Origin of the sequence: Pantoea brenneri (assembly GCF_038594305.1) — a bacterium.
Classification (GTDB): Bacteria; Pseudomonadota; Gammaproteobacteria; order Enterobacterales; family Enterobacteriaceae; genus Pantoea; species Pantoea brenneri.
Map to the genome: position 1 here is coordinate 15,860 of NZ_JBCGBG010000008.1, position 12,899 is coordinate 28,758.

Annotated in this window: 12 protein-coding genes; 3 read left to right on the top strand and 9 right to left on the bottom strand. The window is 59.6% G+C overall.

The features are described 5' to 3' along the window. Positions 1-4: 4 nt before the first annotated feature. Positions 5-787: an acetolactate decarboxylase gene (budA, locus tag AABB92_RS20520; RefSeq protein WP_031378215.1), complete on the bottom strand. Its 783-nt coding sequence runs from the start codon at positions 785-787 to the stop codon at positions 5-7. Between the two features lie 104 nt (positions 788-891). On the opposite strand from budA, the gene AABB92_RS20525 reads away from it, so the two are divergent. After that, a complete protein-coding gene (locus AABB92_RS20525) occupies positions 892-1,782 on the top strand; it encodes a LysR family transcriptional regulator (protein ID WP_031378214.1) in 891 nt (296 codons plus the stop codon). 87 nt (positions 1,783-1,869) lie between these two features. Next, complete coding sequence (locus AABB92_RS20530; RefSeq protein ID WP_031378213.1) at positions 1,870-2,115, top strand: hypothetical protein; 246 nt, start codon at positions 1,870-1,872, stop codon at positions 2,113-2,115. 52 nt (positions 2,116-2,167) lie between these two features. Here the strand turns inward: AABB92_RS20530 and AABB92_RS20535 are convergent, their stop codons facing one another. From AABB92_RS20535 to AABB92_RS20550, 4 genes are all read right to left on the bottom strand, one after another. Beyond that, a complete protein-coding gene (locus AABB92_RS20535) occupies positions 2,168-5,221 on the bottom strand; it encodes an efflux RND transporter permease subunit (protein WP_342550283.1) in 3,054 nt (1,017 codons plus the stop codon). Next, positions 5,218-6,354, bottom strand: coding sequence for an efflux RND transporter periplasmic adaptor subunit (locus tag AABB92_RS20540; protein ID WP_046289441.1), 1,137 nt, complete (start codon positions 6,352-6,354; stop codon positions 5,218-5,220). Before AABB92_RS20540 ends, AABB92_RS20535 begins: the two co-directional genes overlap by 4 nt. Before the next feature lie 93 nt (positions 6,355-6,447). Then, a complete protein-coding gene (locus tag AABB92_RS20545) occupies positions 6,448-7,617 on the bottom strand; it encodes a sensor histidine kinase (RefSeq protein ID WP_031378228.1) in 1,170 nt (389 codons plus the stop codon). Next, positions 7,614-8,309, bottom strand: a complete 696-nt coding sequence (locus AABB92_RS20550) for a response regulator (protein ID WP_046289442.1) — start codon at positions 8,307-8,309, stop codon at positions 7,614-7,616. The genes AABB92_RS20545 and AABB92_RS20550 overlap by 4 nt, the downstream gene beginning before the upstream one ends. A gap of 130 nt (positions 8,310-8,439) precedes the next feature. Here AABB92_RS20550 and AABB92_RS20555 point away from each other — a divergent pair, with 130 nt between their 5' ends. Next, a complete protein-coding gene (locus AABB92_RS20555; RefSeq protein ID WP_046289443.1) occupies positions 8,440-9,228 on the top strand; it encodes a MipA/OmpV family protein in 789 nt (262 codons plus the stop codon). Between the two features lie 243 nt (positions 9,229-9,471). On the opposite strand, the gene AABB92_RS20560 is transcribed toward AABB92_RS20555, so the two are convergent. From AABB92_RS20560 to AABB92_RS20575, 4 genes are read right to left on the bottom strand one after another with little or no spacing between them, the layout of a single operon-like run. Continuing rightward, positions 9,472-9,786: a PTS lactose/cellobiose transporter subunit IIA gene (locus tag AABB92_RS20560; protein ID WP_031378229.1), complete on the bottom strand. Its 315-nt coding sequence runs from the start codon at positions 9,784-9,786 to the stop codon at positions 9,472-9,474. Continuing rightward, on the bottom strand, positions 9,783-11,183 hold the full coding sequence (locus tag AABB92_RS20565; RefSeq protein ID WP_031378230.1) for a glycoside hydrolase family 1 protein: 1,401 nt from the start codon (positions 11,181-11,183) through the stop codon (positions 9,783-9,785). The genes AABB92_RS20560 and AABB92_RS20565 overlap by 4 nt, the downstream gene beginning before the upstream one ends. Positions 11,184-11,203: 20 nt before the next feature. Beyond that, positions 11,204-12,532 carry a PTS sugar transporter subunit IIC gene (locus AABB92_RS20570; RefSeq protein ID WP_046289444.1) on the bottom strand — a complete coding sequence of 443 codons (1,329 nt, stop codon included), beginning with the start codon at positions 12,530-12,532 and terminating at the stop codon, positions 11,204-11,206. Then, positions 12,529-12,858: a PTS sugar transporter subunit IIB gene (locus AABB92_RS20575; protein ID WP_031378231.1), complete on the bottom strand. Its 330-nt coding sequence runs from the start codon at positions 12,856-12,858 to the stop codon at positions 12,529-12,531. The genes AABB92_RS20570 and AABB92_RS20575 overlap by 4 nt, the downstream gene beginning before the upstream one ends. Between the last annotated feature and the right edge of the window lie 41 nt (positions 12,859-12,899).

Here is a 12,899-nt window from a genome sequence, read left to right on the forward strand (position 1 = left end):
CTGTTTAGCTTTCAACTGCACGAATGGCGGCGTCAAGATTGGCGGGATTCAGGTTGGCATTAAGAAAATCGCTGTCCTGCGGCAAATCAACCACCAGCTTGCTGATGGCGCCAAAGGTCAGGGTGCCTTTTTCCAGCGCATAATCGAGAATGTGGCCGCCGCCTTCGCGATCGTCAGTAATGAAATGTTCGTGATAGCCCGCTACGTTGATGCCCTGCATATACTGCGGCGTGCGGAAGCCAATCAGCTCGCCGCCGCGCTGGCTGAAGGTAAAGGTCGGCTGATTGCCAAGCACTTCCGGCATCGAACGGTAAGGGCGGCACTGGCAGGGCACGGTGCGGGTCTCGACGCGGCTAAAGCGTCCGCTAATCCGCAATGCGCAGAACTGGTTATCAGAAGTGATTTCGCTGTCGATCACCCGGTGAATCTCTTCACGTGAGACCGGCCGTTCAAATTCGTACAGATGCTGCGGTTTGAAAAAAGTCATTACCGCAAACGGGGTTTTTTGTTCCGGATCGGCAGGGTGCGCCGTGCCGTCTGAATGCAGCTGATAAACCTGGCTGTCAAAGGCGATCAGTTCGCCATCCAGCCGGTTAAAGGTGCCCAGACCGAAATCCCCCTTGCGCAGCAGATCGGCAATCCGGGTGCTGCCATCGTAAACGCCGCTCAGCAGGGCGCTCATCAGTGAGGTCTGATAGATAACGCTTTCTGGTGCATCCTGTGCCAGTTTTCGCACGGTATGCTTTAGTTGATCCTCACAGGAACAATCAGTTACATAATTGCTCATTTGGTGCCTCATCAGTTAACCGTTAAGCCGTGTTAACCTAAGGTTGAACCGATTCAGTCGGTGGGTCCAATAGCAAAACCTGTTAACTTTGAGACGTTTTTGATATGGAACTTCGCCATCTGCGTTATTTCGTCGCCGTCGCCCAGACGCTTCACTTCACCCGGGCTGCTGAAATGCTCGGGATATCACAGCCGCCGCTGAGTCAGCAGATCCTGCGGCTGGAGCAGGAGATCGGGACGCCGCTGCTGAAGCGGCTGACGCGCGGCGTTGAGCTTACCGAAGCGGGTGAGGCTTTCCTCGAAGAGGCACAGCAGATTGTCCAGCTGGCCGATCATGCGCTGGAAAATGCGCGAGGCATTGCCCGGGGGATCAGTGGACAGATGTCGCTGGGGTTTGCCAGTTCGGTGGCGTTTAATCCCCGCATATTTGCGCTGATCCGTCAGTTCACCGCGCGCTATCCGGCAATGGAGCTGCTGACGCGTGAAGAGAACATGGCGCTGCTGATGCAGGATTTACAGGAAGGCTTGCTGGATGCGGCGTTTATCCGCCTGCCGTGCGAGAGCAGCAAGGCGTTTAACCTGCGGGTGATTTCCACCGAGAAAATGCTGATCGCGCTGCCGCGCCAGCACCCACTCAGTCAGGCTCCGGCGGTGGCGCTGTCGGCACTGGCACAAGAAACGCTGGTGATCTTCCCGCGCGAGGTGGCACCCAGCCTGTATGAACTGATCGTCAGCGCCTGCCTGCGGGCCGGCTTTTCGCGCCAGGCTTTTCAGCAGGCACCGCAAATCACCTCTTCACTGGGAATGGTCGGTGCCGGATGCGGTATCGCGCTGGTGCCGGAGTCGATGCGCTGCGTTGATAATCCCCAAATCTGCTTCTGCGAAATCGAAAATAACACCTTATTCACCGACGTGGCATTCGCCTGGCGGCGCTACCATCCGTCAAAAGCGGTGCTGCATTTGCTGTCGATGCTGGCGGAAAAACCACCGGCCTGAGGCGAAGCGGCGTTGATAAGCGCAGGCTATTGAACTGAACACAATAACCGACTGGCTACGCGGGTCCGGGTTGCGAATAATCGAGCCATGACTACATACCGCGTAAGAGTCGGGTTTCACAACCCGTCAGCCCTGACATTCAGGCAACTGGATGAGATTCTGGAGCCGCAGCGATTCTGGAGAACAGCGTCCGCCAGCGGCAGGTTCCGCTATTTTATGGAGTATGAGTATCAATCTGACATCCGCGATCTCTGTTCAGTCTGCTCACTGGCCTACAGCCAGGCCTGTAAGGTCCGGAAGTGCCCGCTGATTCTGGTTGAAGTGATGAAGTAAGCCTGCTGGCCGATCCCGCCGTCGCGTGGCGGGATCGGCGTTCCTGACTGAATCAGCCCGGTTTTCTGTTCATTAACAGGCTCAGCGCGGCGGGCAACACCGTCAGCGTGACCAGCGTGCCGCTTACCAGTCCGCCAATAATCGCGAACGCCATCGGTCCCCAGAAAACCTGATGCGAAATGGGGATCATGCCAAGGATCGCGGCACAGGCGGTCAGCAGAATTGGCCGGACGCGATGGTGTGCCGCCTGCCGGATCGCCTCATCAGCCGCCAGTCCGGCGCGGGTACTGGCGTCCACTTCACTGATCATGATCACCGCATTGCGGATGATAATACCGGCCAGCGCGATAATCCCGAGCAGGGCCACAAACCCCAGCGGGGTAGCCGCCGGCAACATGGCTAACACGATGCCCGGCAGGCCAAACGGTGCCATGCAGAGTGCCAGCAGCATGCTGGAAAAGCGCTGAAGCTGGATCATCAGCAGCACCAGCATGGCGCAGATCGTCACCGGCAGCAGCGCGAACACCGAACCGTTACCTTTGTCCGATTCCGCCACCACGCCACCTTCCTCAATACCGTATCCGGCGGGCAGGGTGGCACGCAGCGCGTCGACCTGCGGTGCGAGCTGCGCTGACACCGTTTCAGCACGCTGGCCCGGAGCGATATCGGTCTGCACGGTAATGTAAGCCAGCCGCTGGCGTCGCCAGATCACCGGATCGTCGACGCCCCACTGCAGAGTTGCCACCTGACTCAGCGGAATTTTCTGCCCGCTGGCGGTGGTGAGCATCAGACCGGCCAGCACCGCCGTATCCTGCCGACCGGCATCATTGCCGCGCAGCACTACATCGATTAACCGGTTGCGGTCGCGCAGTGTGGTGACCACGCTTCCGGACATCACGGTATTCAGCGTGCGGGCAATGCTGTCGGATGAGACCCCGACCGCGCGGGCCGCGGTCTGATTGACCGCCAGGGTGATCGCCCGTTCCGGTTCGCCGGCGGTGAGATTGACCTCACGGGTGAGCGGCGAGCGGGCAATCACGGCCGCCAGCTGATCAGCAGCCTGACGCACCCGGGCATTATCCGTACCGGTAATGCGGTATTTGAGCGGCCAGCCGACCGGCGGACCAAGTTCGAGCGGCGAGACCCGGGTGGTGATGTCGCCGAAGCTGTTTGCCAGTCGTCTTTCGAGCCGCCTGCGCAGCCGATCGCGTGCCGCCAGATCTTTCGCCACCACCACCAGCTGGGCGGTATTTTCATTATCCAGCAGCACATCCATCGGCAGATAAAAGCGCACCGCACCGGATCCGATGTAGCTGGTAAAATTGGCGACGTCAGGGTCGTTATGGAGGCTCTGTTCCAGCCGTTCAGTGCGGCGCGCGGTTTCGGCCTGGGCGGCATTGGCGGGTAGCGTCAGGCTGACCAGCAGTTCGGGGCGATCGGAGGAGGGGAAAAATTCACCCTGCATAAACGTGGTGGCGTAAAGGCTGACGGCTAATACCGCCAGCGCTGCGCCGAGGGTAATGAACCGTCGCTGCAGGATCGCCGCCAGCAGCCGGTGGTAGGCACGCATCAGGATACCCGGCGGCCGGTGTGCCTTGATGCTGCCCACTGACAGCAGCCAGCTACCGGTCAGCGGTGAAAACAGAATGGCGACCACCCACGAGCAGAGCAGGGCCAGGGCGATCACCACAAACAGCGAGTAGCAATATTCGCCTGCGCTGGAGGCGGCGAATCCGACCGGAATGAAGCCGGCTATCATCACCAGCGTACCGGTCAGCATCGGGAAGGCGGTGGTTTTAAATGCATAGGTGGCGGCCTGCCATTTGCTGTCGCCCGCTTCCAGCCGCGCGACCATCGCTTCCACGGTAATCATGGCGTCATCCACCAGCAGTCCCAGCGCGATGATCAGCGCACCGAGCGAAATGCGTTGCAGCCCGATCCCTGCCAGCAGCATGCCGGTGAAAGTCATCGCCAGCACCAGCGGGATCGCTGCGGCCACCACCAGACCGGCCCGCAGCCCCAGTGACACAAACGAGACGGCCAGCACAATCACAATCGCCTCACCCAGCACCCGGACAAAGCCGCTGACCGCCGTTTTGACCACCGCAGACTGATCGGCCACCCGGGTCAGGGTAATGCCGTGCGGTAGCTGACTGGCTAATCGGGTCATCCGCCGATCCAGCTGCTGGCCAAAGTCGAGCATATTGCCGGTCGCGGCCATGGAAATAGCCAGTCCGATGGCCGGTACGCCGTTAACCCGAAATTCTGGCGCAGGCGGCTCGGCGGATTGCAGGCTGATGGTCGCCAGATCGGTCAGCGGAATAAAACGCTGGCCGATATGCAGCGTCACCGCCTGCAGGCTGGCGACCGAGGTCAGAGTCCCGCTCACCCGCAGCGCGATGTTTTCGCGATCGGTACGCAGGCTGCCGGCAGGCACTACGTCATTTTGCGACCTGAGCGCATCGCTGACCTGTTGTAAATCCAGCCCCATCCCATCCAGCCGGCGCGGAGAAAAGGCAATCACCACCTGCTGCTCCTGTACTCCGAGTAAGCGGGTTTTGCCGATGTCCGGCAGATCGGCCAGACTGCGCCGCAGATTATCGACCCGATCGCGCAGCTCCCGCGAGGTGAAGCCTTCGGCGGTAAAACCATAAATGGTGCCGAAGGTGTCATCAAATTCATCGTTGACGGCAGGACCCTGCACGCCCTGCGGCAGCGAAGGCGCGATATCCTGCATTTTTTTACGCAGTTGATACCAGATGCCTGCTACCGCAGAAGGTGAGGTGTCATCGCGCAGATTGACATAAATCACCGTCTGCCCGGCCCGGGTTTCGCTCTCAACCGCGTCCAGTGACGGGATCTCCTGCACCTTTTTTTCCAGCACGTCGGTGACCAGCTGCACGGTAGTGTCCACGTCCGCGCCCGGCCATTGGGCGGAGATCACCGCCGTTTTGATGGTAAATGCCGGGTCTTCGTTACGCGACAGGTGCTCATAGCTCAGAACGCCTGCCGCCATCACCAGCAGCATGAAAAAGATCACCAGTTGCTGATGTGCCAGCGCCCAGCCTGACAGGTTAAAGCCGGATGAAGAGGCGTGCGCTTTCATGGCTGCTCCTGCTGTAACGCGACCTGTTCGCCCGGCTGCAGCGTACTGACGCCGGCGGTCACTACCTGCTCACCCGGCGCGATCCCGCCGCTGATGAAAATCTGATCCGCCGTGAAGCGGGCCAGTACCACCGGACGCAGCTGCAACCGCCGGGTCGGGCGATCCACCACCAGCAGCGCCGGCTTTTCACCGGCGCGGGTCAGGGCGCTGGCGGGTAAGGCGATCACCGGCGGCTGACCATCGGGCAGGCTGACCATCACCGTGGCACCCAGCGCCATCGCGGGCGGTGGGTCAGTCAGGTTGAGCCGCAGTCGCCAGGTCCGGGTCCGCGGATCGGCCTGCGGACTGATGTCACGCACCCGGCCGCTGACCTGCACCTGCGGGTCGGCAAGCAGCGTCACCTTCAGCGGCGTGGCGTCGCCAGGCCGCAGCAGACCCGGCTCTGACAGATCAAACACCGCATCGCGGGCGTCGCCCGCCGCCAGCGTCATCACGCTTTGCCCGGCGCTGACGACCTGACCTGGCTGAACGTTGACGGCCGTGATCCGGCCAGCGGCTGGTGCCCTGAGCTGGGTCCAGCTGAGCTGATCTCCGGCATTTTTCAGCGCTGCTTCACTGCTGAGGCGACGGGATTGGGCGCTCTGAAAGTCCGCCTGCGCGCTGTCCAGCTGGCTGCGGGCGATAGCACCGCCTGGCATCAGCAACCGCATCCGGTGCAGATTGAGGGCGGCAACACGTTCGGCGGCGCGGGCGCTGTCCAGATCGGCCCGGGCGCTGCTCAACTGGTTTTGCGCCGGGTTGTCCTCAAGCATGGCCAGCGGCTGACCGGCTGTGACGCTGTCACCCAATTCGACCGTCCGGCGGATAACGCGGCCGTCGAGCCGGAAGGCCAGCGCCACCTCCTGATGGGCATGGATCTCACCGGTCAGGGAGGCAGAGGCATCATTGCTGAAGGGCGGCGCAACCACGGTGTTAACCGGCCGCAGCGGGGCAGCGGGCGGGGCGGAATTATCATCACGGCAGCCGGTGATGATCAGTACGCCCAGCAACACCAACACTATCGGGGCAAAGATGTGAACATTGAGCAGATGACGCCACAGCTGTCGGGCAGCATCCGGAAGTAAGTCTGTCATAACCGGGTTCCTGTAATGAGTTGTGCTCATTGAACCCGGCTTGTGTCCAGAATCCTTCGATGATCCGTCAAGAAACGGTCAAGTTGCGCCGATTCAGCTCACCGGCAGGGTCATACCGATTAACAGACCGCCTCCGGCGGGCAGGCTGGCGTGGAGGGTTCCGCCGTGCGCGTCGACTATCGCTTTGGCGATCGATAAGCCGAGGCCGCTGCCGCCGGAGTGGCGGGCACGTGACGAATCTGCCCGGGTAAAGCGATCAAACAGCGTCGGCAGGAAATTAAGATCCACTGCCTGGCCGTAATCGCGGAAGGTCAGAACCGTGGCGCGATCGCTCTGGCTGGCGTGGATCTCCAGCCGTCCGCCCTCCGCGCCGTAGCGCAGGGCGTTTTCGCAGATGATGGTCACCACCTGACCCAGACGAAACGGATCGGCAGTCAGGTAAAGATCCTGCGCCGGCGTCACGCTGATGGCGACACCCGCTTCCCGCGCCTGTGGCATCAGCCAGCCGGTCCGCTCCCGCAGCAGTTCACTGAGATTAAAGCGATCGCGGTTCAGGGTCAGCTGGCCGGCATCCGCCAGTGACAACAGATGCAGCTCATCGGTCAGACGACTGAGCTGCGTCAGCTGTTTCATGATCATCGCCAGCTGCTGCGGCTCAGGCTGGAACACGCCGTCGAGAATTCCCTGTAACCGGCCGATAGCGGCCGTCAGCGGCGATCGCAGTTCGTGCGCCATCGCAACGTGCGAGGCACGCAGTTCGCGCTCGTAGCGCGCCAGCTGTTGCGTCATCTGGTTGAAGTCTTCGGTGAAGCGCACCAGCTCCTGCGGTGCCTCTTTCACCAGCGCTGCCGATCGACCAAATTCCCCTTTTGAGACTGCACGCGCCGCCGTTGCCAGCTGGCTGAACTGCGCAGACAGCGGACGGGCGAAACGCAGCGCCATCAGCACCATAAACGGGATCGTCACCACCACCAGCACGATCACCGTAAGCCAGTCTGACGAAGCCAGCGACGGATCAGAAAAGTTGATGCCCCACCACTGATCGATAATTTGATGGAAGCGGGCCGGATCGCTGGCGGGATGTTGCCGCAGCTGGGTGAACTCTTCCAGCACCGCGGGCGGCATACGGTAATAGACCCAGAATGCCTGTACCGCGAATCGCAGCCACATGCAGATGGCGATCAGCACAACGCTGCCTATCGCCAGAAACAGCACCCGCAGGCAGATCCAGCGCCAGAGTGAAGGATGAGAAGTGTTTTTCATGGTTGTCTGAACCGGTAGCCCACGCTGCGTACCGCCGGTAACACGTCGGTAATACCCGCCACTTCCAGCTTGCGCCGCAGGTTATAGACGTGGGTATCCACCACCCGCTCCAGCGCATCGCTTTCCGGCAGGCAGTGCTCCAGCAGGAACAGGCGGGTAAACGGGCGGGTTGGCGCACGCATCATTGTTACCAGCAGAGAAAACTCGGTTGGGGTCAGATCGAGGCGGCGGGGTTCGGCACCGTCATGCTTTACCACGGCGATCAGCGCCAGCGGATCGACCTCTAACCCGGCCCAGCGTAAGGTTTCCGGCTGCGGTGTTGGGTTCTGACTGCGGCGTAATACCGCCTGAACCCGTGCCACCACTTCGCCTGGGTTGTAGGGCTTAACGACGTAGTCGTCCGCGCCATAGCGCAGCGCACCGATGCGGTCCGGTGCATCGCCCATCGCGGTGACCATAATCACCGGCGTGTCGTCGCGCCGCCGCAGCGCCGCCAGCACTTCGGTGCCGTTCATGCCGGGCAGCATGATATCCAGCAGGATCAGATCGGGCTGCCAGCGTCGGGCCGCATCCAGACCGCTCAGGCCATCTCCGGCAATCGTAACGTCATAATTTTCACGTTTCAGATAGGCCTCAAGCACGCCGGCCGCATCCGCATCATCTTCAATAATCAGTACACGTTTTGACTGCATTTTCGCACCACCTTGACTGTTTCTTCATAAATCCCTGGCCGTTCATTGATACGTGCCTCGCATACTCCGGCCAGAAACGCGGCACTGACCCCCTCAGTTCCGCAACGTGATGTGATGATGAGGAAAGGTGATGATAACCGGAAAAATAAAGCTTCACATGGTCTGTTTTTCGCTGAGCATAAGCGCAGCGGCAGCCATGGCCGATCAGGGTACAACGCCCGCGCCCAGCCTGACGCTGGGCATCGCGGGTATCAATGCGCCGCGCTACAGCGGGGCGGATAAACGCCACTGGCAGTTAATGCCGCTGATTCAGGCGCGTGACGGCGCCTTCTTTCTCGATACGCAAAAGGGTGTCGGTTATGACCTGCAGGCGGATAACGGTCTCTATCTTGAACATACGCTGGGTTACGGGCTGGGGCGGGCTGATAGCCACTCTTCGTGGCGTGACGGCGATGATCGACTCAAAGGCATGGGCAAGATTGACGCCACGGTTAATACGTCCCTGGCGGTGGGCTGGTCGATCACATCCTGGCTGACGGTAGAAGGCAAGGCGACCCTGCCATTGAGCGACAGTCAGGGCGTGCAGTATCGCCCCTCTGTCACCCTTATTCCCTGGCAGACCGACAGCGACACGGTCGCCCTGCAGGCAGCAGGCCTGTTCGGCGATGGGCGTTACCTCAATACCTTTTATGGCGTTAACAGCCAGCAAAGTGCGCGCAGCGGTTTTGCACGCTATAACGCGGCCGGTGGATTTTACGGCACTGACACCAGCCTGACCTGGAGCCATCAGTTCACGCCGGCGTGGGCCGCCAGCGTGATCGGTGATTACACCTGGCTGGATAAACACGCCTCGGATAGCCCGATCGTTGCACGGCGCAACGGGGTCTCCGCCACCCTTGCACTGAGTTACACCTTCTGATGACGACATGGCGGGGAGGATGAGATGCGCAGCCATCGAACGCTGCTTGCCGCACTGCTGCTGTTGTATCTGCTGGTGTTTGGGCTGCTCGGACTGGCGATCAGCCTGTTTGATGCACCGCGGGGATAATGCCCGATGAACAGATGGCGAAGCCTGCGGTGACGGGCGGCGTGCGCAGAGGGGCTGCGCCACGCCGCCAGTTTATAACGGTGTTTACCCGGCAGCACATCGGGCTGCCCGCTATCAGGCGCGCGGTTGCCGCTGATACAGATGAATAATCTCTTCAGACAGTTCGCGCGCCAGCATCGACGTCATTAAGTGATCCTGGGCGTGGACCATAATTAAGGTCATCGGCTGGCGGCCTTCACCGGCATCCTGTTCAATCAGCCGGGTTTGCATTTTATGCGCCTGGCGGGTGAAGGTATCGGCCTGCTGCAACAGTTCCCGCGCCTGCTCGATCTCCCCCTGACGCGCCGCCTGCAATGCTTCAAAGCAGAGACTGCGCGACTGGCCGGCATTAACAATAATCTCCATTACCGCCTCTTCCTGATCGATCATGATAAATTCTCCGGGTGGTTAAAACCGTTACGGGCCGAGGTCGCCGCAAACCATTCACCGCTTTTTTTCACCGTGCGCTGCTGAGTGGTGATATCCAGCTGAACAAAGCCATAACGGTTCTTATAGCCGTTACACCATGACCAGTTATCGATAAAGGTCCACATGTGATAACCGAGACACTGGCTGCCTTCGGCAATCGCCCGGTGAACCCATTTAAGGTGTTCGGCGACAAAGTCGATGCGGTATTGATCGTTGATCTGTCCGTCCTCAACAAAACGCTGTTCATTCTCTACGCCCATGCCGTTTTCTGAGATAAAGCAGCGTGGATTACCGTAATTCAGCCGCAGGTTGGTGAGAATGTCATAGATGCCGGGCTCATAGATTTCCCAGCCGCGGTAAGGGTTCATTTTCCGCCCTGGCATCTCATAGCTGTCAAAGAACCATTCCGGCATAAACGGCGCAGCGGGATTGATTGCGCTGTCGCGGCATTTTACCCGACGGGGCTGATAATAATTGACCCCGAGCAGGTCGATGACGCCGTCGGCGATCAGCGCCTGATCCTCCGGCTGGGTTGGCGGTAGCTGGTCATACTGCCTGAGCAGCGCCACCAGATCCGCCGGAAATTCGCCGCGCAACACCGGGTCGAGAAAGCTGCGGTTAAACAGCAGATCGGCGTGATGCGCCGCAGTCAGATCGGCCGGGTTCTGCGAACGTGGATAAGAGGGCGTCAGATTGAGCACAATGCCGATTTCACCGGCAAACCGGCCGTCCCGGAAGGCGCGGACCGCCGAAGCATGGGCCAGTACAGTGTGATAAGCCACCGTTGCCGCCCGGCGGAAATCGACTACGTTGGGATAATGGAAGTCATACAGGTATCCGCCCTCAACCGGCACAATCGGCTCATTAAAGGTAAACCAGTGCTGCACCCGATCGCCGAACAGCTCAAAACAGAGGCGGGCGTAGCGACTGAACGCTGCAACGACCTGACGATTCTCCCATCCGCCCAGCTGCTGCATCGCCATCGGCATATCAAAATGAAACAGGGTGATGAACGGCGTGACGCCCTGTGCCAGCAGTTCGTCAATCACATTGTTATAGAACGCCACCGCCTGCGGATTGACGTCGCCATTGCCGTCCGGGATCAGTCGCGACCAGCTGATTGAGGTGCGAAAACTGTTGTGATTCAGCTGCTTTAGCAAGGCGATATCTTCACGCCAGTGCTGATAAAAGGTCGAGGTGTCAGCCGGGCCAATCTGCTGATGGAAACGCGATGGCTGTTGCGTATACCAGTGATCCCAGATGGTGGCGCTTTTGCCGCCGGTTAAGCTATCGCCTTCAGTTTGCAGGGCGGAACTGGCGCTGCCCCACCAGAAGTTATCGGGAAACGTGTAGTGCATGGTGCCTCTCTCCTGCGGGATTAGTGAGTACTGGCGCTTTCAGCCAGGGGGGCTTGCGACTGCGCCTTTTCCAGTTCGGTTTTCATCAGCGATCGTTCGTAGGCGCGCAGGAACGGCAGGTAGCACAGGGCGGAAAGCACCATACAGACCAGGCACATCACCACCGGACTGATGGCCCAGTTGGCTGCCCAGGATGCGCCAATCGGTGCGGGCGTGGTCCACGGCGTCAGCGAAACCACCTGTGCCAGCCAGCCGAGTCGGGTGGCGGTGTAGGCCAGCACGGCGTTCAGCATGGGTACGCAGACAAAGGGAATAAACATCAGCGGATTCATGATGATTGGCGCGCCAAACAGGATCGGTTCGTTGATATTAAAGAAGCTCGGCACGATACCCATTCTGCCGATGGTGCGCAGATGGGTGGCGCGGCTGCGCAGCAGCAGAAAAGCCAGCGGCAGGGTAGAACCGACACCGCCAATCAACAGGTAGTGATCCCAGAAGCCTTGCAGATAGATGTGCGGCAATACCGTGCCCGCCGCCAGTGCCGCCTGGTTAGCGGAGAGGTTAGCCATCCAGAACGGGTTCATAATGCCGGTCACAATCAGCGCACCGTGAATACCGGCGAACCAGAAGATCTGACACAGCAGCACCGACAGCAGAATCGCTGGCAATGAATCAGAGGCGGAGACCAGCGGTGCCAGCAGATGCATGATGGCCTGCGGAATGATCATCCCGGTTTTTGCCTCAATCAACAGATTGAGCGGATGCAGGGTGCCGATAATCACCACCACCGGGATCAAAATTTCAAACGATCGCGCCACCCCGGTCGGAACCTCTTTCGGCAGGCGGATAGTGATATTGTTGTGTTTCAGCCAGGCGTAAACGCGGGTGGCATAAATGGCGGTCAGCAACGCGGTAAAAATCCCCTGACCGGAAAGATATTCGGTAGAGATGGTGTGATTGGAGTAAGGTGCTGCCACCAGTAAAAAGGCCATAAAGGCCAGCAGGCCGGACATCACCGGATCCAGCGAGAACTGTCGTCCCAGGCTGGCGCCGATGCCTACCGAAATAAAGAAGGTCATCACCCCCATGCTGAGGTTAAACGGCAGCATCAGCTGGTCACGGTAGGTAGCGGAAAAATCGAGCCAGGCCCGGGCCACACTGTTGGTGCTGGTGGCTGAGAATGGGGGAAAAATAAACACCAGCATAAAGGAGCCGATGATCATAAACGGCAGCGCGGCGGTAAAGCCGTCACGAATGGCGATGACATATTTTTGCTGGCCCAGCCGGCCGGCCAGCGGCGTAATCGATTGCTCGATCACCGCAATCATCGATTGATAAAGTGAGCTCATAGGGCCGCCTTTTCATTGGCAGTCGTAATCAGCGACAGCGCAAAGTCCAGTACCTTGTCACCCCGTTGCATGCCGTAATCCATCATATCGATCGGCTGTACCGGCACATTCTGGCCTGCCGCTTTGTCGGCCAGGCTTTTCAGCATGTATTTCACCTGCGGCCCGAGTAACACCACCTGATAGCGGGAAAACTGCTCATCAAACTCCGCCACGCCAAACGCTTTAATTTCAACTTCAAGCGCCCGTTGCGCGGCCGCTTCTTCCATTTTCCGCACCAGCATGCTGGTAGACATTCCTGCTGAACAACACAACATGATTCTGTACATGGTTACTGTTCCTCACCTTTGACACCAAAGTGAGGCTGATT

Excerpts from the sequence above, each read along its gene's own strand:
- AABB92_RS20575 (WP_031378231.1), bottom strand. The coding sequence starts at position 12,858 with ATGTACAGAATCATGTTGTGTTGTTCAGCAGGAATGTCTACCAGCATG.
- AABB92_RS20555 (WP_046289443.1), top strand. The coding sequence starts at position 8,440 with ATGATAACCGGAAAAATAAAGCTTCACATGGTCTGTTTTTCGCTGAGC.
- AABB92_RS20530 (WP_031378213.1), top strand. The coding sequence starts at position 1,870 with ATGACTACATACCGCGTAAGAGTCGGGTTTCACAACCCGTCAGCCCTG.
- AABB92_RS20540 (WP_046289441.1), bottom strand. The coding sequence starts at position 6,354 with ATGACAGACTTACTTCCGGATGCTGCCCGACAGCTGTGGCGTCATCTG.
- budA (WP_031378215.1), bottom strand. The coding sequence starts at position 787 with ATGAGCAATTATGTAACTGATTGTTCCTGTGAGGATCAACTAAAGCAT.
- AABB92_RS20535 (WP_342550283.1), bottom strand. The coding sequence starts at position 5,221 with ATGAAAGCGCACGCCTCTTCATCCGGCTTTAACCTGTCAGGCTGGGCG.
- AABB92_RS20525 (WP_031378214.1), top strand. The coding sequence starts at position 892 with ATGGAACTTCGCCATCTGCGTTATTTCGTCGCCGTCGCCCAGACGCTT.
- AABB92_RS20570 (WP_046289444.1), bottom strand. The coding sequence starts at position 12,532 with ATGAGCTCACTTTATCAATCGATGATTGCGGTGATCGAGCAATCGATT.
- AABB92_RS20565 (WP_031378230.1), bottom strand. The coding sequence starts at position 11,183 with ATGCACTACACGTTTCCCGATAACTTCTGGTGGGGCAGCGCCAGTTCC.
- AABB92_RS20545 (WP_031378228.1), bottom strand. The coding sequence starts at position 7,617 with ATGAAAAACACTTCTCATCCTTCACTCTGGCGCTGGATCTGCCTGCGG.
- AABB92_RS20560 (WP_031378229.1), bottom strand. The coding sequence starts at position 9,786 with ATGATCGATCAGGAAGAGGCGGTAATGGAGATTATTGTTAATGCCGGC.
- AABB92_RS20550 (WP_046289442.1), bottom strand. The coding sequence starts at position 8,309 with ATGCAGTCAAAACGTGTACTGATTATTGAAGATGATGCGGATGCGGCC.